Source organism: Lysinibacillus sp. NPDC094177 (assembly GCF_050279145.1).
Taxonomy (GTDB): domain Bacteria; phylum Bacillota; class Bacilli; order Bacillales_A; family Planococcaceae; genus Lysinibacillus.
In genome coordinates this window covers 162,110-186,049 of the sequence record NZ_JBNNTW010000003.1, presented here as the reverse complement: position 1 = coordinate 186,049, position 23,940 = coordinate 162,110, and the positions used below count along the sequence as shown (strand labels likewise).

Below are 23,940 nucleotides of genomic sequence, written 5' to 3'. Positions count from 1 at the left end.
CAACTTCATAATACTCAAATTATTTATTTTTTTGAAATTGTATCATAAATTCGCGTGTCATAACAATTCAATTTCGAGATTTTCCGTTATTGCCTTTGTTTTAAGGTTTTAAAACGAATAACAGAACCCGCAATGATGAATACCCAGCCAATACCGATATAGACAATTTTCATTGTTTTTGTTGAGGACGGTAATATATCCATAATAGTTAAACAAACAAAAAGTATGCCAATCATTGATAGAAACATACCAATCGATAATTTTTTCAAAAGAAAGACCTCCAATCAATGTACGCCCTCGATTTTACCGTATTCCCGTCAAAAAGAAAACACTAATCCAGTTCAAGGATTAGCGCAGTAAACGGGCAGTCATTTATTTGTACCAAAAGTGAAACGACAGGTACAAGACTCCCACCTCAAAATTTAGCGAAAGCAAAGAAGTTATGTAGATCATTAAATGCCCGTAAAAGCCCGATTGGTGAACACTATTAATCAGTGGGGTAAAGAATCCCCACTGATTAAAGCTTTCACTTTATTTCCTTACACTCTTACATGTGCAAAAAATTCCTCATATAGTGCTTGTAAAATTTGGTTTTCATATTCTTGTAGCACACCGAATACTAGACTAACTTCAGATGAACCTTGATTAATCATTTCTATATTTGCACCTGTTTTCGAAATCGCAGTTGCAGCACGTGCCGCTAGACCTGTGTTATTACGCATGCCTTCGCCTACTATAACAATCATAGAGAAACCATGACGCATTTGCACATCATCTGCTTGTAATTCATTTTTCACACGAGAAAGAATTCGTTCTTCATTTTCAAGTGTTATTTGATTTGAACGCATAATGACAGAAATATCGTCTAAACCAGACGGTGTGTGTTCATATGAAATATTTTCATCTTCTAAAATTTGTAGAAGCTTACGTCCAAAGCCTACTTCACGATTCATTAAATATTTTGATACATACAAAGTTGAAAAGCCACTGTCTGCCGAGATACCTGTAACTGGACGCGCTGCTGCAGAGCGCCTTGGTACGATACGAGTACCTGGAGCTGATGGATTATTTGTATTTTTTATGTTAACTGGCACCCCAATCTTGTAGACAGGCATTAACGCTTCATCATGGAAAACTGAAAAGCCTGCATAGGATAATTCGCGCATTTCGCGATACGTAATTTCTTTAATTTCCACTGGATCATTCACGACTTTCGGATTTGCGGAGAACACACAATCCACATCCGTAAAGTTTTCATAAAGTTCTGCTTCAACAGCAGCTGCTAAAATAGAGCCTGTAATATCAGAGCCACCGCGGTCAAATGTACGCAATATGCCCGCTTTAGTGTAACCGAAGAAACCTGGGAACACAATAATTTCTTTAGTGTTTTTTAGAGGTGCTAAATTTACATAAGCCTCTGGTAATGCATACGTGCGTTCAGGTAAATCATTGACGACCAAACCATCTTTTGGACTTACGTAGCGGGCCGGCATGCCGATTGAATTAAAATAAGCAGCGATCAGCTTCGCATTATTGTCTTCCCCTGCAGCTTTGATGCTATCGATAAATAATTCCTCATTCGATTTATCACCTAGTACACGTTCACGTAAATCTTCTGCAATCACGTCACAAATTGTATGATCTAACTCCAAACCATCCGCAATCGCCATAAAGCGATTCACAACGATTTGTAATTCATCTTCAATATCTTCATTTTTTAATGCTGCCATTGCTAAGTTAATTAATAAATCTGTTACCTTTATATCTTCACCAGAGCGCTTCCCAGGTGCCGAAACGGCTACGATTTTACGTGCCGGATTAGATTTTACAATGTTTGCTACTTTTTGAATTTGTTCTGCACTTGCTACAGATGTTCCACCAAACTTACATACGATCATAACCATCAAATCCTAACTTTTTAATTTAAATGTATTCCTCCAAAAAACAATTGAATGTACACAGTGTACAAATTATCGTTCCCCACGTCAATACAATTTAAAAAATTCACACAATTAACTGATGGAAATGGACAATTTTCACGCTGTTTGATTTATTATACGGATTTCGTATGAAATAGTTAAGGTTTTTGCAAATTTTTTTCGTAGAATTCCTATAATCGTAAAAATATTTGTCTGAACTAGCTGAAATCATTTATTTTATAGAATTTTTAACAGTAGATTAGACATGACAAAACGAACCACGTCTTTACAAAATAAATGTGGATTTCCATTTGAATAATATTGCTTGTATAAAGATGTATCACTTCAACTGCTGGATGTGAATCATTATTACAACAACAAGTCGAAACTATTCGGGGATGACTTATGGCTTGATCCCTTTTCTCGAAGTGTCGTAATAAAACCAAGTTACAAAATGTGTACATCGTGAAATAACTCTTTTGTGCATACTTAAAAGTTTTGTAACAAAGTGTTTTGCAGCAAACTTGATTGAATTGTAGTGCCTTTCTTCCATATTAATTGAAGAAAACGCTTACTCCATTATGATATGCAGAAAAAATTGTGATGTTTGTGCTATTTCCGATCGATGTCAAGTCATTTTTTAGATATTCCATCTTTTTTAGGAAGGTATTAACCTTTGATTTGGGTAGGTTTCCGCTTTTATTCCGTTGAGGGCAGTAATCGTAGGAACTGGAGGAGTATTTTTGGTGACCTGAGCAGTTTTTGGATAATGGTTAAAGCCCTAACATAACGTTATGCTAGGGCCTTTTGTCTGTTAAATCACTCCAATTACATTTAAAAATACGATAATAATTGCAATTGGTGCTATATAGCGGAGTAAGAATAACCATAATACAAATAATTTATAGCCTTTATTTTTACTTACATCCAGTTCTCTCATTAATACATCTTTCTTCATTTTAAACGGTACGAAGATAGCAACTAATAATACACCGAGTGGCATAAGAATATTACTTACTGTAAAGTCTGCTAAATCAAAGATTGTTTTTCCAAACAATTTCACATCGCTTAATACGCCAAATGATAGCGCCGATGGAATCCCCACAACAAAGATAAGTAATCCAACAATCAATGCCATTTTTTCGCGTTTCCCTTTACCTTTTGTCGTTAAAGAGGCAACGCTAATTTCCAACATTGAAATCGCTGATGTTATTGTTGCAAAGAAAAATAGTAGCAAGAAAATAATAAAGAACAATTTCCCAAATGCCATTTTACTGAAAATTGCTGGCAATACAATAAATAATAGACCTGGCCCTTGAGATGGTTCCATTCCAAATGCGAATACTACCGGGAAAATAGCAAGCCCTGCAAGCAATGTAATCACAAGCGTTAAACCGACGATAGAAAATGCGGAACGCGGTAAACTTTCTTCTTTCGGTAAGTATGAGCTATACGTTACCATTACTCCTACACCGACAGATAATGAGAAGAATGATTGCCCCATCGCATATAAAATAATTTCAGATGTTACATTTGAGAAATCAGGCTGCAAGAAGAAGCGAACCCCTTCTCCAGCTCCATCTAATGTAAGAGCACGGATAATTAATACAAAGAATAAAACAAATAATGCTGGCATGAAATATTTATTTACTTTTTCAACACCGTTTTGTACACCTTTACTTACGATAAAAATAGTAATGAAAATAAATAATAGCTGTGATCCAACCGCTAAAAATGGATTGGAAATGATTTCTCCAAAAGTTGCTTCGTACGAACCATTACCTTCCCATAGTCTACCTGTAATTGCATTCCATAAATATAATAAAATCCAGCCACCCACAACACTGTAGAATGAAAGCAATATGAAACAAGTTACAATCCCTAATTTACCAACCCACGGCCACAGTGTCTTAGGAGCAATAGTTCTATATGCTTCAACAGCCTCTTTTTGTGTACTTCTTCCAATAACAAATTCCGCCAATAATAACGGTAAACCAATTAATAACGTAAAACCGATGAAAATAAGGAAGAACGCACCGCCACCTCCAATACCGGCCATATACGGGAACTTCCAAATCGCTCCAAGACCTATTGCTGAACCTGCTGCGGCTAAAATAAAGCCTAATTTCGATGTCCATTGCTGTGAATTCATCTCTTTATCTCCTCTCTTTTTCTATTTCTTTGTTTATTCCAATCCGGGCTTTTTTCATATTTGTCTTTCGTGACTCCTTTCTCATACAACCACTCTCTTCCATATAAAAATCGCCCCTACGAAAACGTAGGGACGATAAAAATATCGCGGTACCACCCTAGTTATGAAGATATAACAAGAGTAAAACCTGAATAAAAAACGTCCCTACGTAAATACGTAGGGACGATATAATATCGCGGTACCACCCTAGTTATGAAGATATAACAAGAGTAAAACCTGAATAAAAAACGTCCCTACGCAAACGTAGGGACGATATAATATCGCGGTACCACCCTAGTTATGAAAATACAACAAGAGTTAGACCTGAATAAAAAACGTCCCTACGCAAATACGTAGGGACGATATTATATCGCGGTACCACCCTAGTTATGAAAATACAACAAGAGTTAGACCTAATCCGCCGGAGGCTTTAACTTCTTTCAGCGGATGTTTTTTGTACCGAAAGCGTAGCGACAGGTACAGATGTTAGGAACCCCTCTGAAAAGTGACTTAAAACCGCATTCATCTCACACCCATAAAGGTATGAGATTTTGCTGAAAGAAAGTAAAAACGTCCCTACGTAAATACGTAGGGACGATATATATCGCGGTACCACCCTTGTTGTGAATAAAATTCTTCACCACTTTATTTGATAACGGTATTCACTACCGTCTTCCACTTCCTCACAAAATGTGATTTATGAAAGATGCTCCAGGTCGAAATTCATGATAATCTATATACTGATTCGCACCAACCACCAGCTCTCTGAAATAGGGAGATTTTCACTACTTTATCCTATCATTGCCCAAATATTAATTTCCCGAATTGATACTATCATTTTTATCACACATTAAATACTAGCGTCAATTATTTTTTTGAATTTTTATGTATTATCCTCTTATTTTTCGTTCGCGGAAATTTTTCTACTCACGCATTCAACAAAAAAACTAGGCTCACATTTTGTATGAAACCTAGATTTTAAGCTTAATTATTCTTTATTAAATAGCTGTCCAACCACCATCGATGACTAATTCTGCACCTGTCATAAAGCGTGATTCGTCAGATGCTAAAAATACAACGCCATAGGCTACATTCTCTGGTTCACCCAAGTATGGAAGTTGTGTATACGTTTTATAGAAAGGTAGAGCTCCTCCCTCTTCCATCGTTGGTGCCGTCATTGGTGTTACGATAATACCTGGATGTACAGAATTATTTAGTGGGAAGTATTAATGTTACATTTGATGACAAGATAGAATTTGATTTTTTAAAAGATGAAGATGAGCCACACGATACATTTATTCGAGCAAATTTCTTTAAATTGCAAATTATATAAAGTGTTTTTAACTGAACAAGACATTCCTTATTTCTCTTCAGGCATGAAGGAAATCATCATTGATTTTGTCTCAAATGGCATAAACTTTACACAGCCTGATGATAAAAAGCTGACAGTTCCACGTGAAATGGCTGTCAGATATTTTGCCGCTGCCTTTCTTGAAGTGATTGTTTGGTGGCTAGAAAACGATATGCCTTATTCATCAAAATTTATGTCTACTCAGCTAATGCGTATTACAGTGAAGGGCCCTTATATTGATAATCCATTTGGAAAATAAAGTTGTTTTTCAACCTATCAACTTCATAAGATAAACCATCCTTTAGTTTAAAAATGTCCCCGTTTTAAGAGCAATTTTATATTAAGGATGGTTTTTTATTATGTATTATAATTTTAAATAACCAATAAGAAATTTCCGCTTCCGTGACATCAGCTTCGCTAAGAGAAGTAAAAATATAACAATAGCTCGATTGTAATTTATAATTATTTTACTAAGAAATAGCGAAGCATCGTCTTCTTAAAATGCTTTAATCAAAAAGGGGATCAATCCATATTGGATAACCCCCAGATAAATAAATAATGTCCGTGATGCGTAGCTATTGTCTAACATCTTACATATTTACGTTTGAAACCAAGTCTCCCTTTATCTACGTCCTTTTGAATACTTTCGTATGCATGCAGGACACTACTTTTTTTCTTATCCCGTTTAACTTCTACTGGACCTATTTCCTTTGCAATTTCGACAGCCTTTTCATGGAGCGGTAAATACGAAAGCCCAACAGTGTATAGAAAATTATTCATAGCAGATTTCGTTCGTTCTGGCGAATCGAGAATCGTATTTTTCACTGTTTCAATCATGTTGGCAATTTTGCTCTCGGAGAATTCATCGTCTAAGCGATTCCCTAAAAGCCAACAGTAGCAACTCCAGCCCGCTGACATTCTCAGCTCTTCACCGCTTGCGATCCATTTATCAGCAACTTCTTGTGCAATATCTGCTTCCGCTAAAGTTACTGCTACCACATAATCAGACAGCATATAAAAATATGCTGAATCCATCCAACGATCAAAATCTGACACAGTCATCGCTTTTGGATCTGCAATAATACCTGCAAAGTACATTGCGTCATAATTCCCTGTGGCATAAAGTTCTTCAGCTAACGGTTGATTTATTTTTAATTTCTTAGCTATTGGCTTCATTGCACCTGTTGCCACGCCAAAAAGGGGCTCATGCGCACCATTGGATATATACATTTTTTTAGTTCGTTCCTTGCCAAGAGCCTCAAGCTCCTGCATTACCATTTCTAGATTCATTTTCGCACTTCCTTTTTGAAATATTCCCATAAATATTTCGCCATTTACTATATAACCATTATCCTATAGACTAATCAATTATACCTCGGCATAACTACATCCAGAATCAGTTTTGTGCTTGCATAAAGAATTCCTTTCCGATTCTGTGATATCCTCTGGAAGCTTTAACTTCTGTGATCATGTTTATTGCGATTAGCTTCACATTATATTTAGCAATCTAGCAACATGATTAATACCTTTTGCTTGCTCGGTTTGTTGATTGTTATTGTGGAAAATTTAAGGCTAAGTAGACTTCTCTGACACTCATCTTCAAAGTCAGCAAGCAACTTTCAAAAAACTCGATAGTAATTTTTCAATAGCCAACTAACTTTTCACTATTGTTCTTTGAGCTTTTTTAACGATTCTCTCAGTTGCCTTAGTCGGAGATTCTTTTTGCCATTTATCACAAAGGTTTCTTACCCACTCTGGTTGTGTTTTACTAGCATCATTTAACCAGTTGCCGACTGAATCTTGAACGTACTTTGACGGATCTGATTTTAGTAAATTTAAAATAGGAAGTGCGATTTGCGGTTCTTCCTTTAGAACTTCTATATGCTTTGTCCATACTCCGCGAGGACGAATGGATTCTAAACTGAATCTACGAATATTTTCATCTTCGCTTTTCGCCCACTCCGTTAACAAATCTACACTCATTTCAATATTCGCTGCAAGGTCCTCCCTTATTGACATCCAAGCAATTTCCCGAACACCAAAATGATGATCTGCTGCGAAAGGTCGGATATACAACAGCTTCTCTTCTAAAGAATAATCATTGTTTTTATTCATAAATGCCGCCCAACATCGGACACTATCAGATACGTGATGAGCGCATATTTTGATTAGCTCTTCTTTTTTTATATCGCTCTTATCTACCAATGCTTTTTCTAATAAAGATCCTATTAAACGTACAGCCTTCATTCCCGTTTCAACTTTTTGCTTCTCAACCTCTGTCAGTATAAATTCTAACTTTTCTTCTAGTCCAATCGATGGGAGAACATTTTTTAATAATGTACTATGGTGAACAGCTTGCCACTCAGTTAAATTAACACTCTCTATTTCCCCTTGATTCAGCAACGTTAAAACTTCGCTAGGGATTTCAATAGCCTTTCTAGCTCCCTTTCTATGTAAAATTTCTTCTTTTACAACCATTTAACACCCTCCTGTTATTGTGGAACATAAAATCCGACCTGTTGAAATGAATAGATGTCTATCTTTATATTATTTCTCCTTACAGATTTTTTCCACTATTATCCTAAAAGCGGCATAATTGTGAATCGATATTGATATCGAGTGGCTTGATAGAGACGCCTATGATACGATTACACAATGAGTAACTTCATTTGTTTTTATGAACGTTAGTAAAATCAAGTGAACAACAATATAAAAGGATGATAATCAATTGAGTAACGAACAAAATAACAGTAAATTTATATACACATATGTACATCATGTTGACGAGTACGATCTATGTAGAATGGAGATGCGTTCATTTTTTAGTATTGATTCCCAATCAAATTATATTATAAGCAATATTAAAATTGATCCAAGCCGAAGTCCTTTTATGCAAGAAAGACTTGAAGTGCTATATGAAGAAAATAATATAGAGAGCCTCAAGACCTTGGTGAAGGATATAGAAGTAAATCAAGCTACTTATAAAGTAGTTTGTTTAAATGGTATGGATATAGGTGAAACGAAGAAAATTCATCTACCAGAGCGTCGATTGATTGAACGTGAGATAGGATTATGCATTGAGGGCGAACCAGACCTAAATCATCCTGAAATTGTATTTGGTCTTTTGCTAGTAGATGGAACATGGTATTTTGGAAAGTATATGAAGAGTGAATCTATTTGGCGTAAACATTTACACAAACCAAACAGTTATTCAACAGCACTTAGTACTAGAGTTGCTCGTGCTGTTGCGAATATCGCAGTTCCTCACCCTCAAAACATACGGGCGATTGACCCTTGTTGTGGTATAGGGACAGTAGTAATTGAAGCCCTTTCCATGGGAATTAATATTGAAGGGCGAGATTTATATTACAATGTTTGCAAAGGTTCCCGAGAAAACATCGCTTATTTTGGATTAACAGGCAAAATTACAGTAGGTCCAATCTCAGAAGTAACAGAACACTATGATGTCGCAATTATTGATTTACCCTATAACTTATTTACGCATTCATCACCAGAAGATCAATTTGATATTATAAAACATGCTCGTCGGATTGCCGATAAGGTTATTGTCGTTACAATTGAAACAATTGATGACATGATAGAAGATGCAGGTTTTATTATAAAAGATAGATGCGTTGCTAAAAAGCAATCGTTTTTACGTCAAATTCTATTATGTGAATAACTTTATCAATCATTAGCTGAATATCATTTCTAAAAGGGCTACATAAAACTGAGACCTTGACAACTTTCAAGGTCTCTTTCTGTTGGTCCGAAATAAAGTTTGAATAAAAATACTTCGCTAATTCATATTTTACAAAAAACTTTAGGGTAGTGATATTTTCTTTATCAAAAAGGCTGCATTAAAACTTAAAAGATCCTAAGTTTCTTTTGATCCATTCCTAGCTTTGTTCAACAGTCTATGGCCGGTAATCCAAACCGCTACCCCGGTCCCCCACAATATCAAGGCTGAGCTTACTGAACCCACCTCCTATAATAAGAGTCGGCATGATTATGTCAGTAAGTCGCGCCCACCATTCCGGATTAGGTTCATTGAGTTGCTGTAGAATCGAAGGTACAACCTGCTAATCAAACGGTATGGGATCAGAAGGTTTAGAAGGAATTATAGTCGGCTTATCCTGAAAAGGTGGCGGAGTATCTTCAACAATCTACCTTTCTATTCTTGAAGGAAATGATTCCGATAAAAGATAGGATTATCGATTTTCATTATTAAATTTTCAAGCTATTTAAATATGACAAGTATGCAAAACGCTTAATACCAATCACTCGGTTGCAAAGAACACATAAGAATTTTAGCCATTTATGCACGTGTTAAGTTTTCAAATGGATTAAAATTAGTATCATTACTGTAGCTTTTGAATAAAGTTCGATTACAAGTAAGTTGCAAACGTTGATTTTATACAGAAAGAAACCAACTGTTTTGAAACAAAGTTTGATCAAAACAGTCGGTTCTTTATTTATCTAGTTTGGTTTTTATAATAAAGGTTGATTAATTCTGGATGCGAATATTCAATTAAAGCACCCGTTCGTTTAATAAGAACAGCTTCGCTTCTTCAACAATCGCTCCCGATTGTTTCTGTAGGTCATCCGTTTATTTCATTCATTTACTTTGCCTTGAGTTCTAGATGCTTATTCCCCTACCATACCGTCGTTATCATTGTCTTTCATATATGGGTATAACCAGTGATCACTCGTTATTGGCATGCTATAACCTGCTGCTTTTGCTTCTTTAATCGTTACTTGACCATTTCCATCTGTATCAACGCTAGAAATATCTTCAGTGCCATTCAAAGCATTGGACTTATTAGAACTTGTTGACTTATTTGAGTTAGTTGATTTACTTTTACTTTCAGTTAATCCTAGAGACTTATTTATTTCATCAGGGTTGCCGTTATCAAACTCATCTACAATTTTATTCCCTTTTAAAGTGTAAGTGTACTTGTAATGAGATGGAATCTGCGTTTCCGTATTAGGATATGTGATTATTGCTTCAAAACTAGTAGCTCCACCAGCTTTACGAATAGCGTCTTCCATATATGCTTGATCACCATGTCGGTTAAGCGTACTATCTTGTGGCGTAATATTATAAGCATTTGATACCCCACCAAGAGAATCTGCAATAACATGTCCTTCATCTAAATCTGCTCTTTCGACACCAGGAACTTTCGCTTCATCAGCGTAGTATCTGCCAGACGATGTTACAGGTTCGGTACGATCATCTTGTAGAACGATTTCGTTAGCAATGACACGGACTATTTGCCCGTATTCATTCGTAAAGGACCAATACTCTCGGTCCCCAAAACCAATGTCAACGACTACGTTAGGCTCGCGATGTCCAGACAAATCACCACCATCAACTTCAATTAGTTTGTAACCTTTGAACAGTTGATCTTTTGATTGAGTTGATGTTTCCTCTACTACTTGTTTTTCAGTCGTAGTTTTTTCTTTTTCACTATTTTTTGTAATTGCTTCTTGTGAATCCGCTTTCCCATCAGTAACCGATACATCTTCTACGTTAGTACAACCAACTATAAAGATGGCAGTTAAAAGTAAGATTAAATAGTTTATTTTCTTTTTCATTTTAAGACTCCTTATAATATTTTTCACTGAACATTCTATAGATCTTTGAATAAAACATAAATTAACATTGTTAACCTATTAAAGATAGTATATTACAATATTAATTTTATTACAGTAGATACTTCATTTTTTTTCCTTCTTCAACTAACCTGCACCGTTAGTTGAAGAAGAAAAAGATGGGATCTCTGTGGAATCCCATCTTTAAGTAAAGCACTCATTAGTTTAAGTGAATTAAATGTATGATATTATACAGTTGAATAGAAAGACAAATTAGAATTTGGGGGTTCAATATGAAAAGTGAAGATAAACAATATGCTTTAACTGTTATTACTAATATATTAAAAGTAATGCACAGTAAAGAATATGAAAACATTTTAAATTATGTGGATGAATCTGAAGTGGATGATATTTGTGAGTTATTCTATTATGTCCAAGAAACATTAAACTTAAATGGATTTGATTCATTTGATGAATATGGAGCTCCATGTAATTTCCACCCAAAATACGAATATTCACAAATCAACTTCTATGAATTCAGTGATAACAGTGGATTTGCTGTTGATTATGATTTAACTTCAAATTCTAAATTGGCAGATATGTGTTTGCAAATGGAGTTTTTATATACGGATGACGGATTAAAAAGTGTTTTTATCACAGTTGACCCACAGTAAAACAATAATTCGAAAGAATCGCAAGAATATAAATGATGAATTCAAGGAATTATTGAAAAAATTAATGAGTTTTTAAAAATATTAGGATATAAAAAGAAACATTGAACTTTAGATTTTATGAAAATCATTGGTTATGCAGAATTATCAGTATTCAAAAAACATATGAAACCTTAAAGAATATTTTGAATTTGTTATCAATATTGGAATTTATTTTGGAGAAGCCAGTAAAATTCAACCAAGGTTATTAATAGATATGGGATATTCAAATTCAGTGTATGAGCTTATCAAAGATTAAAAAGTTCGACTTTTGGTTGAATTAGCGAATAAAATCACTTATAAATCTAAATATTAAAAGGAGAACATATGGAAATATACAATATTAATTTGAATATTCATTATTCTGCCCCACTAGAAGTTTGGGATAAGTTGGAGCGTTTATATAGAGAAATGCCTAACTGGAACAACTTTGTAAATAGCTGTCCACAGTGGTATGGTTCAGATGGTAAATTGATAGAAGTAAGTATTGAATCAAGTGGATTACAATTCTATGCTAAATTAACATCAGAAGAATGGAATGAATGGATTACATTATTTAAGAATAGAGCTACAAAATTATTGGGATATGAAGTTGGCGAACCAGAAGACGGTTTTGAATTCCACTATTATGATTAACCCTACAAATTCCAAGTTGTCCATAAGCTTAATTTGAAAATACATAAGATACTTCGGTGTCTTTTTTATATCATCGACAATTCTTCTAATCACCTAATTGCTTTTCAACTAACCTGCACCGTCAGTACAATAAGAAAAAAGAGCTGTCTAAGCAGCTCTTTGGTCTTCAAGTAAAGTACACGTTAGTTTAAGAACATTTTTTCTTCCCTAGACTCTTTAGTGTTGTTCCAATTAACATAAAAAAAGGCCCTATTATCGTGCCATAATGAAAGTTAGGATTAATTCCCAGGGGTGCAAATACCCCTAACATAATCAATACAAATCCAAAACTTGAAGTTATCTCTCCTATTGCGTTTTTATTAAACTTCTCTATACCAATTAGATCACTGATAAAGATTAAAAATACTCCTAGCAAATAACATATCAAGAAAAATTTAAAGGAAAAATCCACAATAAAAATACTCAAAAGAATTATGATTACGCCTAAAGAAACAAATTTAGTTCTTTTAGATAAACTATTTAAAAATTTTCTTTCTTCTTTGAACAAATCCCCCCACCTCGCTAAATATTTTACCATAAAAATCCACATGAATTGTTAAACTATTCTGCACCATTAGTGAAAAAGCGATTGCTCAAATTGAACAATCGCCACCGTTAGTTAAAGTATGATTCTTCACAAATTCTTTGGTATTCGCAGTAAGTAGTTGATAACCCTACTTATTATTTTCCTCATATTGTGCAGTAAAATTCTGATTACATAAATCAACATAACATCTAAAACACAATATTTGCGAAGCCATTAAATAATTCAAATCTATTAAAATAGCCAGAATTACTTTTCTTTTTTATTTCGCAACACTACATTAATAATTATGTAAATGAAACTTAATAAAAGAAGTAATAAGCCACCTAGAATGATTAATCCTATCAATTTCAAAACTATGCTCCTCCTTCCTATACGTAAAGCTGAACATTATCTTTCACATATTCATTCAATATAGTGATGAAATTTAAAATCCCACTTTTGTATATCTATTTAAAATAACCTTCTACTCCTTATTATTCAACTAAACTGCACCGTTAGTTCAATTAAAAAAGAGCTGCCTATGCAACTCAATTATCTTTAATTAACGCCCCACGTTACTTGAAAAGGAAAAGGGATGCTTATTCCACAAACGCGCCCGATTGTGGAATATTGCAAAATGTGAATGAGCTGCAAAATGACTCCTCAGTATTGTCTAATGCACCCGTGAGTTGAACAACGTATATATTTTAATTAAATTAACGGTTTAAAAGTGATGAAAAATCGTAAAATGCATTTAATACATCATCACCTAATGGATGAGCAAATTCTTGAGTTTTTAAAGGTAATATTCCATCCTTTTCAAGTTGTTGCAGATATTTTTGGAATCCTGTATAAATAGCTTCGATATACTCTTTCAGCTTAAATTGATATTTAAATTTGCCATCTGGATAATGGCTTATATGTTCAATAAAAAGGTTTGTACCCTCAATGGAAAATATATAGTAATCAAACCATATTTTAAGAAAAACTCCTTTTTCAAAAAGCCCCCCTCATTGGACAATAATTTTGAATCACGGTGCACTATATCGGCAAACACAACTGATGGGTTAATAGACTCAATAACGTCAACAAAAAAAGCGTCAATCCTTCTTGGATCAACGCCTGATTTATTTTAAATCCTTTTATTCCTGATCAAACCATAGTAGCTCTTTGTCATCAACATCGCCATTATAATTGATTAGAATTTCCTCTCCTGCTGTGATATCTGTATAAGCAAAGAAGTCAAATGTTTGATTTTTAAAATTAATCTCATAAATTGCATTAGGTTCATAAGAATGGTTAAACAACATTCCATAGCCAAGAAGGATAGCAGATTGACCTATCCCATACTCAAAAGCGTAATCACCGAGTAGGGTTTGTTCAATGTATTGATGCTGTTCGTTTGGATAAGAAATGACAGGTGCTTCGTGAAAAAGCTCTCCTTTTTTGATATCACATGTCGCAAATACCCCTCTATTGAATTCCCCATCACTTATTGGAGATGTTTTGATCTCTATCATGTTTGTTCTCCTACTCACTTTTAAAATATTCTTTGTTGCTGTAAACATTGAACTCTTTTTATTAGCTAGTTCATTTAAACACTTCGTTTATCATTGATTAGCGTGACTCTTTTGGTGGTTGGCAAACGTCACATTTACGTTGATGTTTATTCTTAAATTTTGTGAATGTTTTTTCAAAATTGCTACCACACGCACATTTTAATAGTAACTTTTGAGAGAAACCGTGATATTCAGTAGTTAGTAACTTACTTTCCGAATTATTCTCTACAAATTCTTTAATTTTATCAATCGTCCATTTTTTATTCAATTCTCTTACACCTCTATATTTTATCTCTATACGGAGACTTTCTTGGCATCCGTTCAATTATAAAGAACGTCTTAATTACCTTAAGCTACTTATTATAACATGAACTGGTACATATTTAAACAGATTCAAGATATCATTATCTAACATCTGATGCGTCAACGGTTTCTATTCCCCAAAAATTGTATTGCCAGGAATTCTAATGTTACAAGCTCCATCTTCCCGAATTTCGGAAAAACTCTAGAAAGATCTATTCTGCAGGTCCTCCAACAATAATTGCTTATATCAAAATCCAATCATTTGCTTCAGTTTTTCAAAAGGTACATATCCAATAATTGGTTCTTTCGATTTATTATGAATAATCAATCGAGAATGAGGAATTCCCATTACCTTATATTCCGCTGCAATATCTGGGCTTTTTTCAACATTTATCTTTATAACTTTTACCTTACCACTAAATTCCTCATTAAGTTGACTAAGAACACCCGCAAACATTTTACATGGGCCACACCACTCAGCCCAAAAATTTAATAGCACAATTTTTTTAGTTTTTAAGTGCTCACTTAGTTCTTTCTTTGTTGTTACATGAACAATCGACATATTTCTTTTCCTCCTTTGTGGAAATAAAAATCTTGAAGTTATAATATGCTTTTATTTATTATTAGCCCCTGCTTTCTCCCTTTAATTACACATTAAAGACCTTTAATATCCGGAATTGAATGAAAATTTTTTTAAATTGTACTATCGAACACAACTGCCATCGCCGCTTTATATCCTTCAGCAGCTGTAACTATTAATGAAGATTGGCCTAATTTTGATGTTTCCCCCGCTGCATAAACATTTTCCTGTGACGTACGCCCTGCCTCATCCACAACAATGCTGCCATTTTCATTTAAATGACAACCAAGCTGCTCTGCAAATTGATTTGGACGTACAAAGTTAGGGACTATAAAACCTCCAACTCTTTCTATTTCAAGACCTGAACTAAATACTATTTTATTTAAATAACCATCCTCACCATGTAGATTCTTAATGGGTTCAGTGATGACCGTTATATCTTTTCTTTGTAGTTCATTCAATGTTGGAGCAGAAAGTTCATAGCCATTTGTGGCGATCACTATATCCTTTGACCAGTTATAAACAAGCTTTCCTTTAAAAAGCGTTTGTTCTTCATTTTCAGAAATAATAATGAGAGGGTGATCTCTTAATTCCCATCCATCACAAGTTGGGCAGCAGAATAAACTTTTCCCATAATACTTTCGAATATCCGGAATTGATGGAAATTCTTCCTGAATACCTGTTGCCAATATAATTTTTTCAGCAACATACTCAACTTCTTCTAATGTCTCAATCTTAAACAAGCCATTTGGTTGCTTCGTAATATTCATAACCGTATTTTGATAATAATGTACTGACGGATATTTTTTCACATCATTCAAAGCTATTTCTTTAAACTCCGCTGGCTTAATACCATCACGCGTAAGAAATCCATGTGATTCCTGAGTGACACGATTCCGATTTGTTCCATTATCAAATAACGCGACTTTTTTACGAGATCTTCCTAAAATCAAACTAGCGTTTAGTCCAGCACCACCTGCACCTATAATTGCACAATCAAATAATTCCATCATTTAACTCTCCTTCATAATTTGTTTAGAGTACCTGTTGTATAATCGTCCATTTCTAAATAACGCTACATGCACCCTAGCCTCAAATTAAAGTTTAAAAATAAAATGATTCTAACCACTCGAAGTTAGTAACAGTAAAAAATAAATAAATGTAGTTAAGCCTTAATTACAGACTTAAAAGACTCTTTATATCCGCGATTATTCAAAAAAATAATGGTGGACTATTCATCCACTACTATTTTTTCACCAGATCCGATATTTTTCTGTTTCTTAACTCATTCTCCAGTGTTTCCTCTGCAGATAGCATTACTTCTTTTATTACACACTTAGGATCGTTATATAAACAACAATCAAACAATGACGATTTGCCTTCAATTGCATGTATTATATCTAAAAATGAAATATCTTCCCAATTCCGACTAAGTGTATAACCACCATTGGCTCCCGATACAGAATTAATCATTCCCTCTTTTACTAACTTAGTTAAGATCTTAGACAAATACGTAGGAGAAACATCTTGCATCTCAGCTAATTGTTGTACACCTACTGGTTTATTTGTTGCTTCCTTTGCAAGAAAAAGCATTGTATGTAGTGCATAATTTGTAGCTTTAGAATATTTCATAATCTTTATTCACCTCAATTAGAGACTTTACATATCTATAATAGCATTGAATTTTAGTTACTTCAATGTTCATGTCTTTTGAGGTGAAAATCAACCATCTTCGAAAGATAGCGGCTAACTTTGTCTATTAAAAATGGCAAGCATCTGAAAAATCTGTCCTCTATGATGTGACTCATGTTCAAGGAGATGATAAATAACCCACTCAGGTGTGACATCGTAATGAGGAAGACTTCTAGATGTACGCCAATCCTCTATGTCCATTGAACGAAAATGGAAAAGCAGTTCATCCCGGACACATTGTAGACGATGTAAATGTTCATCTAAAGTTTGACCCTCTATATGGCTCAAGGTGTCATCCTCATTACGGTCTTCATGAGAAAATAAGGAACGAATCTTTGTATTCCATTTACCGCCTAGAACCTCTTCATAGAGCCAGTCTGCTTCAAATCAATTATGCCTCGGCATAATTGTGTCTGGAATCGGCTTTGTGCTTGCACAAAGAACTCCTTTCCGATTCCGTGACATCCGCCGGAGGCTTAACTTCTATCAGCGGATGTTTGTACACCCGCTGATAGAAGTTAGAGCGATATGATATAACAACGATCCAATTGAGTGACCGTTTAGTTTGGCATCGATCTGTTGCTGACTTATTCCTGATATTTTTTCTAAAAGCGTACGCCGAACATCTTCTAAACACCATATCCAGCGCCCTATCTCTGTTTCAAAATCTGACACGGGAACGACAACTAAATTTTTTTCTCCATCTTATTTCTCCTCCGTATTCCACTAATTTGCCCATTTGCTCTGTGATCAAAAACCCCACTTAAAAGACCCGTTCGTTGATCAACTGCCGCTACTCTCGCTTAACAAACACTAAACCATATATTGTTTTGCATGAATAACGTTTGTATCTTCCTTTCCATACAATACGTTCTTTGGATTAATAATGATGATTAAAACGGCTACAATGAAGTAAAAAATGGCGTTATACATGAGTAAATCAATTAATTTTCCGTTTATTAAGCCCAGAAAAAAATTAAAGAATTGGTGGAAAATGATTGGGACGATTAAATTTTGATTTAAATTATAAAATGCTGTCATGACGATTTTAATGGATATAATTGCAATCATAAAGAACAGAATATATTTTATTAAATCAATGCCCACAAGGCCTGTAGTAAACCATATGGGTAGATGCCACATCCCCCACCAAAATCCGATGATAATCGAAGCTTTTAATGGTGAATGCTTCTTTTGGAGCTCAATTTGAGCAAAGCCTCTCCACCCTATTTCTTCTCCTAATGGCCCTGCAAGAAGGTTTTTAATAAAGAAATAGATCAGCATTCCCCATGAAGAAATCGTAAAAATAGAGTCTACTTCACTATTTTTCGCTACTAGAAACATAATCATCAAAAATATGAAGGTTTGAATCAACATCGCAGTAAGAATCACAGAAAGCTTAAGTCGATTGTTGAATTTATCTTTTACAAATTGGATCAAACTTTGCCCAGGATAGATCTTTTTAAATAAAAGTGCGAAAGCAAAGGTTGAGGACCAAGCAGATATACAAAGCATGACATCAAAAATCCATTTAGGAAATCCTAACATGCTTATGACTCCAACAAGACAAAAAAGTGGCAAAAAAATGATATTGGTTAGTAGAATAAAACTTGCTACCGGTTTTTTTAGTTTCTTTTCTCTATTCAAGCATACTCCCCGCTTCGAGCTTAGTTTTCTTAAAAACAATAGTTAAGAATACCTTTAGCTTAAACCTAGGGGTTGCTCACAGGTCAATACTTTTACCACTCCAAAATTCGGCGAAGGAAAAAATAAATGCGTTCTTTCTATTCATCGAAATCACCTTTAATATAATAAGTTTCATTTGATAGGTGCATAAATCTCTAAAAATACACGTTCTAGCTCATCTTCATAAGTGGTCAGTAATAGATTTATATAGACTTGCCCCAAAAGTTCATACCCTTTTTCGATTGCTTCGTTTCTTAAACTCGCTCCCACATTTTTATCAATACTTTTTCCACCAGTTGACCATCTTCCATCTTCAATAATTGTATAGATACATTTTGGATGAGATAGAATTTCACCTTCGATTTCTTCATCAGGATCTTCTACTTTTCTTACAATGATAAACTTATCTTCTATTATATCTTCTTCATTGAAGCTAATGACTCTTCTTAAAGATGTGAGAGTAACAGCTTTTTTTAAGCTGTCTGCATTCTTTTTTACAGTGTCATATTCATCATAGGCAGTAAAATGTTTTATTTCCCCCTTTATTTCTAAAGGTTTCATTTCCTTAACTATGTATTGTCCTAAAAATTGTTTAATTTTCTCACAATCTTCTTTTACTATTCGAAGCTTTTTTAAAAGAAGCTTTTTATACTCTATTTCCTGCAAAACCTCTTGTTCTTTCTCTTCTAATAATGATTGTATTCCCTCAATACTTTTACTTTTTCTTAATTCCTGGATTTTTTTAATTTCAATATCAATTTCTCTATAGAAATTTACTGTTGTTATATCGTAAATATCAAAATGATTATATTTTCTATATCCATTCTCCATATTTTGCTTTGGCTTTACTAATTCCTTTTCCTCGTAAAATTTCAAGGTATCTCTAGATATTCCTAAAAAATTAGCTACTTGTCCAATTGTGTACATGTTAGTCTCCTTATCATTGTCTCAAACTCTGCACTTCAATAACCATATAATACCTCCTCCTGGATAAGGAATGCCAGATAATACTATAACAACGAATATTCCGAGCAAGTTCATCAGTATAAAAAAAGAGCTGCCGATACAGCTCAAAGTATATTTAGAGTAAAGTAAATGTATGCTTAGATTTATTCTTCAAATGATAGATTTGTCGGTTCCTCTAATAGATGGTTATCAAAACCAATATGTGTTGTAGGGGTATCGTTATCAACTACTTCAAAACTAAGTCCATCCAGCCAAACTTCCCCTTTTCCTGTCAGTAAAATACCGAATGATATTATGGCACTGTTTTCTGGAACATCAAGAACTATAGAATATCGATTCCAACTATTTGTACCACTGATTGGTCTATCACTCATATTATCAAATTGCAAGCTATCTTCCGATGCACTATCTACTCGCATCCATAGTCCCGAGAATTGTTTTACATTTTCAGTTTTTACAAACCCCGAGAGTTTAACTCTTTTATTTCTAAATTCATTTGCCTTAAATTGTTGCATCATTGTTGCAAATTCATCTGGTGCTTGAACCGTTTTTGATTTTAAATATCCCGATGTCTTTCCTTGATGTACATTTTTCTTATCTATTCCTATCTCATAATTATATGGATGACTCCCACTAATGAACCAGCCCTTAATTTTCTCTTCCATTTTTGATTCCTCCTTGTTTTTTCTCATAGTTCCCATTACTTTTCTGTATTGCCCTGGAGGCATACCATATAGTTTTTTGAATGCACGTGTAAAAGATTCTTGCGACTCAAACTGATAATAAAATGCAATATCAATAATTCTTTCATCAGTATTTAGAAGTATACTTGCAGCATTTGCAAGTCGCCTCATTCGAATATACTCTGAGACAGACATTCCGACAGAGGTTTGAAAAACTCTGTGAAAATGGTATTTTGAAAAACCTGAAACTTCATCAATGTCATTTGCAGAAATTTGCTCATGTAAATGAGATTCAATCCACTCTATTGTTTTTTGAATTACCCATTCATATTTCAACGTTATTTCACCTCTCCTTCACTTATAATCATATCGAATAAAAATTAATGTTTTTTGACTTTTTTTGCGATTGCCAAATCAGAAATGCTTTAACAAAGCATCTCTAAATCAATTATTCCACAGCATAATTGCGTCTAGAAATTTCAATTGTCTATATGTTTAAACTTGCTAAAAGATCTCACTGTGCTTTAACATATTCAAGCAAGGATATGTGACAGTATCCATTACTCTACATAATCTTGAAAATATCTTTACCTAAGGAGTGGTAGAATTGGCACGTGTTTTATTTATTAATGCTGGATCAGAAGGACATATCAATCCAACGATCGGAGTTGTGCAAGAACTAATTTCACGTGGAGAAGAGGTTGTGTACTTTACGATAGAAGCTTTTCGAGATCGTATTGAAAAAACAGGAGCTACTGTGCGCACATTTGACGGTCAAAAATTTATAAAAGCCTTTATCTCCGGTGGAAGAAATCATTTACTTGAAAGAGTCAACGGACTTTTACTTACTGCAGATATTGTCATACCTAGTGTTCTTGAACAGATTGAAGGAGAGCATTTTGATTACATCATCCACGATTCTATGTTTGGGTGTGGCCATTTACTTGCCAAAATCCTTAAGCTTCCTGCAATCAGTTCATGTACATCTTTTGCTGAGACTCAACAATCATTTGATAAAACATTAGACCGCCTTTCACAAAATGTCCCAACTGAAGTTTTAACAAGGATCAATGATGATTTTCTAAACTTGACAACAAAAATCAAAGAAAAATATGGTGTTGAAATCAGTTCACCTTATGAAGTGTTCTGTAACCCGGCACCACTGACAATAGTTTATACAACGAGGGAATTTCAGCCTTTCGGAGAAGCATTTGACCAATCCTATAAATTTGTAGGTCCATCCATCTCTTCACGATTAACGCAAGAAGACTTCGACCTTACTGCAATTAAAGGAAAAAGCCCCATTTACATTTCACTCGGTACTGTTTTAAATCGGGCTATTGACTTCTATAAGTTGTGTTTTAAAGCATTCGAGAATACTGAGCATACTGTTGTCATGTCTATTGGAGGACAAACTCAACTTGATGATTTGGGAGAGATTCCTGAAAACTTCATTGTGAAAAACTATGTTCCACAAACTGAATTACTAAAATATACAAAATTATTTATCACACATGGTGGCATGAACAGTACGAATGAAGCTCTCTATAACGGAGTTCCACTAATCGTTATCCCACTAAGTGCGGATCAGCCAATAATTGCTGAACAAGTTACCAACATCGGAGCAGGAATTCAATTACAAATGGAAAGTTTGACGGCAACTCAATTAAAAGAAGCTACCGATCAGATGTTAAACAACCCTTCCATCCATAAAACTGTTGCAAATATTATAGAATCCTTTCAAAAATCAGGTGGGTATCACAAAGCTGTCGATGAGATATACAAGTTTAAAAGTCAATTCGATCTTTAAGCTGCCATTAAAATCGCAGGTTAAAAAGACAATTAACATACTAAAAGGCAGATTTAATCTACAAACGTGTAGAATAAATTCTCCCTTTTTGGTTTGATATTTCGCGAATCAAAGTTTAACTAAAGTACTCCGTTAGTTGAAGAAGAATTCTAACTTTTTTACCACAAAAGCACCTGATAATCATTTATTGGATATCCATTCATATTGAATATCAGCTAAATTTTCTTCATTTTCGTGTCCTCTACCTATGATTTCAAATCCTTGTTTTTCATAAAATCGTTGTGCATTTTCATTTACTTCAAATGTGGATAATGTTAATCTCCCATTTGATTGTGCTTTTACTTTTTCTAGTAATGTATGACCTATACCTATTCCTTGATAATCTATATGAATATATAGTTGGCTTATTTCCCTTTCATTATAGGCAATCATTCCAACTACTTTTTTATCAATTAACGCTAAATCTATTTGAAACTGTTCAGATAATATATGATTTAAAAAATAAACGTGACTTTCAAAGCTATGAATTTCTTTCTGACCAATAGCCTGTTCCTTACTATCTCGCCACATTTCCACTGTTTGATCAGCGTATTTGGGATTATACTGAGTAATTATCATTTTGTGTTGGTTCACTACAATACCTCCTCAAGTTTTGTTTACTGCTTTATATATTGTTTTCCTGATAAAATTCGATGAATACTACCTGTTGCAGGTATTTTAGCATTTATTAAACATTTTTGCCGACTTCTTTCATCAACCTGCACCGTTAGTTGAATAACAACAATCTTTTATTAGGCAGCTATTATGAAATATATAAAGCAGTGTTAGTAGACCACCGTATGCCACATGTAGAATTAATGCCGTTTATGTATCAAGGAATCAAATTGTATTTAGAACTATTGAACAACGACAACGATATTATAAAATATATTCAAACACATCAAAATCAATCTCAGAATGAAATCGTACAAAACCTACTACATCTCTTCCCTCAGTACGGTTTAGGGGATTCTCAATATTTAGCATTAATTAATGCAACGCAAATTAAAGATTGAGGGTTGCTTACCTCCCCACCCCTTTAGAGCGATGAAGAGTTGCTATCAAGCTCTTCATCGCTCATTTTAACACCGCGAAAAATGCTTAGTAGAGAAAATTAAAATGTTCTTGTTTTTCAAAGAACATCATTGACAGTGCATTAGTCTTTTTGTAATTTGTAACATTGCGTAAAATTTGTCAAGTAACATGAAAACAATGAATGGGGTGTATTGAATGAGGATTATAAAAGTTGTAGATCATAACCACAATTGGAACAACGACTACCAGAAAGAGGAACGTTCTATTAAAGCTATCCTTCAAGAAGAATCGGTGAATTGTTTTCATATTGGAAGCACATCAGTTCCAGGCCTAAAAGCAAAACCAATTATTGATATTTTACTAGTAGTCAACGATATCCATAAATTGGATTCATTTTCTAAGCAATTTCAAGAGATTGGATACGAAGTTAAGGGCGAATTCTGGATAACTGGAAGAAGATATTTCCGTAAAGGTGGCGATCATCGTACACACCAAATTCACGCTTTTCAATATAACAATTGAAGAAATAGAAAGACATATAGCATTTAGAGATTACCTTCGAGAGCATCCCGAGGTTTGCAGGCAGTATGGAGAAATAAAGAGCCAACTTGACAAGTAAT

At 34.2% G+C, this 23,940-nt stretch carries 25 protein-coding genes, 1 pseudogene and 1 other annotated feature; of the genes and pseudogenes, 8 read left to right on the top strand and 18 right to left on the bottom strand.

Annotated elements, in window-relative coordinates; all coding sequences use genetic code 11:
• Window positions 1-86: 86 nt before the first annotated feature.
• The 4 genes and pseudogenes from ACQKNC_RS06915 to ACQKNC_RS06900 all read right to left on the bottom strand — a co-directional run.
• Window positions 87-269 carry a hypothetical protein gene (locus tag ACQKNC_RS06915; RefSeq protein WP_100543083.1) on the bottom strand — a complete coding sequence of 61 codons (183 nt, stop codon included), beginning with the start codon at window positions 267-269 and terminating at the stop codon, window positions 87-89.
• A 270-nt stretch (window positions 270-539) separates the two neighbouring features.
• Complete coding sequence (locus ACQKNC_RS06910) at window positions 540-1,898, bottom strand: aspartate kinase (RefSeq protein ID WP_427424109.1); 1,359 nt, start codon at window positions 1,896-1,898, stop codon at window positions 540-542.
• A gap of 835 nt (window positions 1,899-2,733) precedes the next feature.
• A complete protein-coding gene (locus ACQKNC_RS06905; RefSeq protein ID WP_427424108.1) occupies window positions 2,734-4,071 on the bottom strand; it encodes a sodium-dependent transporter in 1,338 nt (445 codons plus the stop codon).
• Window positions 4,072-4,697: 626 nt separating this feature from the next.
• Window positions 4,698-4,921 (bottom strand) — a binding site (T-box leader).
• Between the two features lie 187 nt (window positions 4,922-5,108).
• A pseudogene (locus ACQKNC_RS06900) lies at window positions 5,109-5,321 on the bottom strand (SDR family oxidoreductase); the annotation flags it as partial.
• 66 nt (window positions 5,322-5,387) lie between these two features.
• Here ACQKNC_RS06900 and ACQKNC_RS06895 point away from each other — a divergent pair.
• A complete protein-coding gene (locus ACQKNC_RS06895) occupies window positions 5,388-5,720 on the top strand; it encodes a TetR-like C-terminal domain-containing protein (protein WP_427424107.1) in 333 nt (110 codons plus the stop codon).
• Window positions 5,721-6,043: 323 nt separating this feature from the next.
• Here the strand turns inward: ACQKNC_RS06895 and ACQKNC_RS06890 are convergent, their stop codons facing one another.
• Window positions 6,044-6,751: a DNA alkylation repair protein gene (locus tag ACQKNC_RS06890; protein WP_427424106.1), complete on the bottom strand. Its 708-nt coding sequence runs from the start codon at window positions 6,749-6,751 to the stop codon at window positions 6,044-6,046.
• A 363-nt stretch (window positions 6,752-7,114) separates the two neighbouring features.
• Window positions 7,115-7,939, bottom strand: coding sequence for a DNA alkylation repair protein (locus ACQKNC_RS06885; RefSeq protein ID WP_427424105.1), 825 nt, complete (start codon window positions 7,937-7,939; stop codon window positions 7,115-7,117).
• A gap of 250 nt (window positions 7,940-8,189) precedes the next feature.
• Between ACQKNC_RS06885 and ACQKNC_RS06880 the strand changes: the two genes are divergently transcribed.
• A complete protein-coding gene (locus tag ACQKNC_RS06880) occupies window positions 8,190-9,143 on the top strand; it encodes a TRM11 family SAM-dependent methyltransferase (protein WP_427424104.1) in 954 nt (317 codons plus the stop codon).
• Between the two features lie 965 nt (window positions 9,144-10,108).
• On the opposite strand, the gene ACQKNC_RS06875 is transcribed toward ACQKNC_RS06880, so the two are convergent.
• Window positions 10,109-11,059, bottom strand: coding sequence for a DNA/RNA non-specific endonuclease (locus ACQKNC_RS06875; RefSeq protein ID WP_427424103.1), 951 nt, complete (start codon window positions 11,057-11,059; stop codon window positions 10,109-10,111).
• 290 nt (window positions 11,060-11,349) lie between these two features.
• Between ACQKNC_RS06875 and ACQKNC_RS06870 the strand changes: the two genes are divergently transcribed.
• Together ACQKNC_RS06870 and ACQKNC_RS06865 are read left to right on the top strand one after the other, a co-directional pair.
• A complete protein-coding gene (locus tag ACQKNC_RS06870; protein ID WP_427424102.1) occupies window positions 11,350-11,730 on the top strand; it encodes a DUF7668 domain-containing protein in 381 nt (126 codons plus the stop codon).
• 363 nt (window positions 11,731-12,093) lie between these two features.
• Window positions 12,094-12,402 carry a hypothetical protein gene (locus ACQKNC_RS06865; protein WP_427424101.1) on the top strand — a complete coding sequence of 103 codons (309 nt, stop codon included), beginning with the start codon at window positions 12,094-12,096 and terminating at the stop codon, window positions 12,400-12,402.
• A 187-nt stretch (window positions 12,403-12,589) separates the two neighbouring features.
• On the opposite strand, the gene ACQKNC_RS06860 is transcribed toward ACQKNC_RS06865, so the two are convergent.
• The 10 genes from ACQKNC_RS06860 to ACQKNC_RS06815 all read right to left on the bottom strand — a co-directional run bounded on the left by ACQKNC_RS06860 (window position 12,590) and on the right by ACQKNC_RS06815 (window position 20,772).
• Window positions 12,590-12,949 (bottom strand): hypothetical protein, encoded by a 360-nt coding sequence (locus ACQKNC_RS06860; protein ID WP_427424100.1) that lies wholly within the window; start codon window positions 12,947-12,949, stop codon window positions 12,590-12,592.
• Between the two features lie 1,160 nt (window positions 12,950-14,109).
• Window positions 14,110-14,487, bottom strand: a complete 378-nt coding sequence (locus ACQKNC_RS06855) for an SET domain-containing protein (RefSeq protein WP_427424099.1) — start codon at window positions 14,485-14,487, stop codon at window positions 14,110-14,112.
• Window positions 14,488-14,584: 97 nt separating this feature from the next.
• Entirely contained in the window at window positions 14,585-14,794 is a 210-nt protein-coding gene (locus ACQKNC_RS06850) for a hypothetical protein (protein ID WP_285399041.1), read from the bottom strand.
• A gap of 282 nt (window positions 14,795-15,076) precedes the next feature.
• Window positions 15,077-15,391 carry a thioredoxin family protein gene (locus tag ACQKNC_RS06845; RefSeq protein ID WP_427424098.1) on the bottom strand — a complete coding sequence of 105 codons (315 nt, stop codon included), beginning with the start codon at window positions 15,389-15,391 and terminating at the stop codon, window positions 15,077-15,079.
• A 131-nt stretch (window positions 15,392-15,522) separates the two neighbouring features.
• Window positions 15,523-16,419 carry an NAD(P)/FAD-dependent oxidoreductase gene (locus ACQKNC_RS06840; RefSeq protein ID WP_427424097.1) on the bottom strand — a complete coding sequence of 299 codons (897 nt, stop codon included), beginning with the start codon at window positions 16,417-16,419 and terminating at the stop codon, window positions 15,523-15,525.
• 235 nt (window positions 16,420-16,654) lie between these two features.
• Window positions 16,655-17,041 carry an Rrf2 family transcriptional regulator gene (locus ACQKNC_RS06835; RefSeq protein WP_049665926.1) on the bottom strand — a complete coding sequence of 129 codons (387 nt, stop codon included), beginning with the start codon at window positions 17,039-17,041 and terminating at the stop codon, window positions 16,655-16,657.
• A gap of 114 nt (window positions 17,042-17,155) precedes the next feature.
• Window positions 17,156-17,389, bottom strand: coding sequence for a DinB family protein (locus tag ACQKNC_RS06830; protein ID WP_427424096.1), 234 nt, complete (start codon window positions 17,387-17,389; stop codon window positions 17,156-17,158).
• A gap of 525 nt (window positions 17,390-17,914) precedes the next feature.
• Window positions 17,915-18,748 (bottom strand): CPBP family intramembrane glutamic endopeptidase, encoded by an 834-nt coding sequence (locus ACQKNC_RS06825; protein WP_427424095.1) that lies wholly within the window; start codon window positions 18,746-18,748, stop codon window positions 17,915-17,917.
• Window positions 18,749-18,919: 171 nt separating this feature from the next.
• Window positions 18,920-19,714: a MerR family transcriptional regulator gene (locus tag ACQKNC_RS06820; RefSeq protein WP_427424094.1), complete on the bottom strand. Its 795-nt coding sequence runs from the start codon at window positions 19,712-19,714 to the stop codon at window positions 18,920-18,922.
• Window positions 19,715-19,896: 182 nt separating this feature from the next.
• The gene (locus ACQKNC_RS06815; RefSeq protein ID WP_427424093.1) at window positions 19,897-20,772 is read right to left on the bottom strand and encodes a helix-turn-helix transcriptional regulator; all 876 of its coding nucleotides are present in this window, start codon (window positions 20,770-20,772) and stop codon (window positions 19,897-19,899) included.
• Between the two features lie 271 nt (window positions 20,773-21,043).
• Between ACQKNC_RS06815 and ACQKNC_RS06810 the strand changes: the two genes are divergently transcribed.
• Window positions 21,044-22,246 carry a macrolide family glycosyltransferase gene (locus tag ACQKNC_RS06810; RefSeq protein ID WP_427424092.1) on the top strand — a complete coding sequence of 401 codons (1,203 nt, stop codon included), beginning with the start codon at window positions 21,044-21,046 and terminating at the stop codon, window positions 22,244-22,246.
• A 180-nt stretch (window positions 22,247-22,426) separates the two neighbouring features.
• Here the strand turns inward: ACQKNC_RS06810 and ACQKNC_RS06805 are convergent, their stop codons facing one another.
• Window positions 22,427-22,879 (bottom strand): N-acetyltransferase family protein, encoded by a 453-nt coding sequence (locus ACQKNC_RS06805; protein ID WP_427424091.1) that lies wholly within the window; start codon window positions 22,877-22,879, stop codon window positions 22,427-22,429.
• A 206-nt stretch (window positions 22,880-23,085) separates the two neighbouring features.
• Between ACQKNC_RS06805 and ACQKNC_RS06800 the strand changes: the two genes are divergently transcribed.
• The 3 genes from ACQKNC_RS06800 (at window position 23,086) to ACQKNC_RS06790 (ending at window position 23,939) form a co-directional block, all read left to right on the top strand.
• The gene (locus ACQKNC_RS06800) at window positions 23,086-23,301 is read left to right on the top strand and encodes a hypothetical protein (RefSeq protein ID WP_427424090.1); all 216 of its coding nucleotides are present in this window, start codon (window positions 23,086-23,088) and stop codon (window positions 23,299-23,301) included.
• A 214-nt stretch (window positions 23,302-23,515) separates the two neighbouring features.
• The gene (locus tag ACQKNC_RS06795) at window positions 23,516-23,842 is read left to right on the top strand and encodes a GrpB family protein (protein ID WP_427424089.1); all 327 of its coding nucleotides are present in this window, start codon (window positions 23,516-23,518) and stop codon (window positions 23,840-23,842) included.
• Complete coding sequence (locus tag ACQKNC_RS06790) at window positions 23,793-23,939, top strand: GrpB family protein (RefSeq protein WP_427424088.1); 147 nt, start codon at window positions 23,793-23,795, stop codon at window positions 23,937-23,939. Before ACQKNC_RS06795 ends, ACQKNC_RS06790 begins: the two co-directional genes overlap by 50 nt.
• Window position 23,940 lies beyond the last annotated feature (1 nt).

Excerpts from the sequence above, each read along its gene's own strand:
- ACQKNC_RS06910 (WP_427424109.1), bottom strand. The coding sequence starts at position 1,898 with ATGATCGTATGTAAGTTTGGTGGAACATCTGTAGCAAGTGCAGAACAA.
- ACQKNC_RS06905 (WP_427424108.1), bottom strand. The coding sequence starts at position 4,071 with ATGAATTCACAGCAATGGACATCGAAATTAGGCTTTATTTTAGCCGCA.
- ACQKNC_RS06895 (WP_427424107.1), top strand. The coding sequence starts at position 5,388 with ATGAGCCACACGATACATTTATTCGAGCAAATTTCTTTAAATTGCAAA.
- ACQKNC_RS06890 (WP_427424106.1), bottom strand. The coding sequence starts at position 6,751 with ATGAATCTAGAAATGGTAATGCAGGAGCTTGAGGCTCTTGGCAAGGAA.
- ACQKNC_RS06885 (WP_427424105.1), bottom strand. The coding sequence starts at position 7,939 with ATGGTTGTAAAAGAAGAAATTTTACATAGAAAGGGAGCTAGAAAGGCT.
- ACQKNC_RS06875 (WP_427424103.1), bottom strand. The coding sequence starts at position 11,059 with ATGAAAAAGAAAATAAACTATTTAATCTTACTTTTAACTGCCATCTTT.
- ACQKNC_RS06870 (WP_427424102.1), top strand. The coding sequence starts at position 11,350 with ATGAAAAGTGAAGATAAACAATATGCTTTAACTGTTATTACTAATATA.
- ACQKNC_RS06865 (WP_427424101.1), top strand. The coding sequence starts at position 12,094 with ATGGAAATATACAATATTAATTTGAATATTCATTATTCTGCCCCACTA.
- ACQKNC_RS06855 (WP_427424099.1), bottom strand. The coding sequence starts at position 14,487 with ATGATAGAGATCAAAACATCTCCAATAAGTGATGGGGAATTCAATAGA.
- ACQKNC_RS06845 (WP_427424098.1), bottom strand. The coding sequence starts at position 15,391 with ATGTCGATTGTTCATGTAACAACAAAGAAAGAACTAAGTGAGCACTTA.
- ACQKNC_RS06840 (WP_427424097.1), bottom strand. The coding sequence starts at position 16,419 with ATGGAATTATTTGATTGTGCAATTATAGGTGCAGGTGGTGCTGGACTA.
- ACQKNC_RS06835 (WP_049665926.1), bottom strand. The coding sequence starts at position 17,041 with ATGAAATATTCTAAAGCTACAAATTATGCACTACATACAATGCTTTTT.
- ACQKNC_RS06820 (WP_427424094.1), bottom strand. The coding sequence starts at position 19,714 with ATGTACACAATTGGACAAGTAGCTAATTTTTTAGGAATATCTAGAGAT.
- ACQKNC_RS06800 (WP_427424090.1), top strand. The coding sequence starts at position 23,086 with ATGCCACATGTAGAATTAATGCCGTTTATGTATCAAGGAATCAAATTG.
- ACQKNC_RS06795 (WP_427424089.1), top strand. The coding sequence starts at position 23,516 with ATGAGGATTATAAAAGTTGTAGATCATAACCACAATTGGAACAACGAC.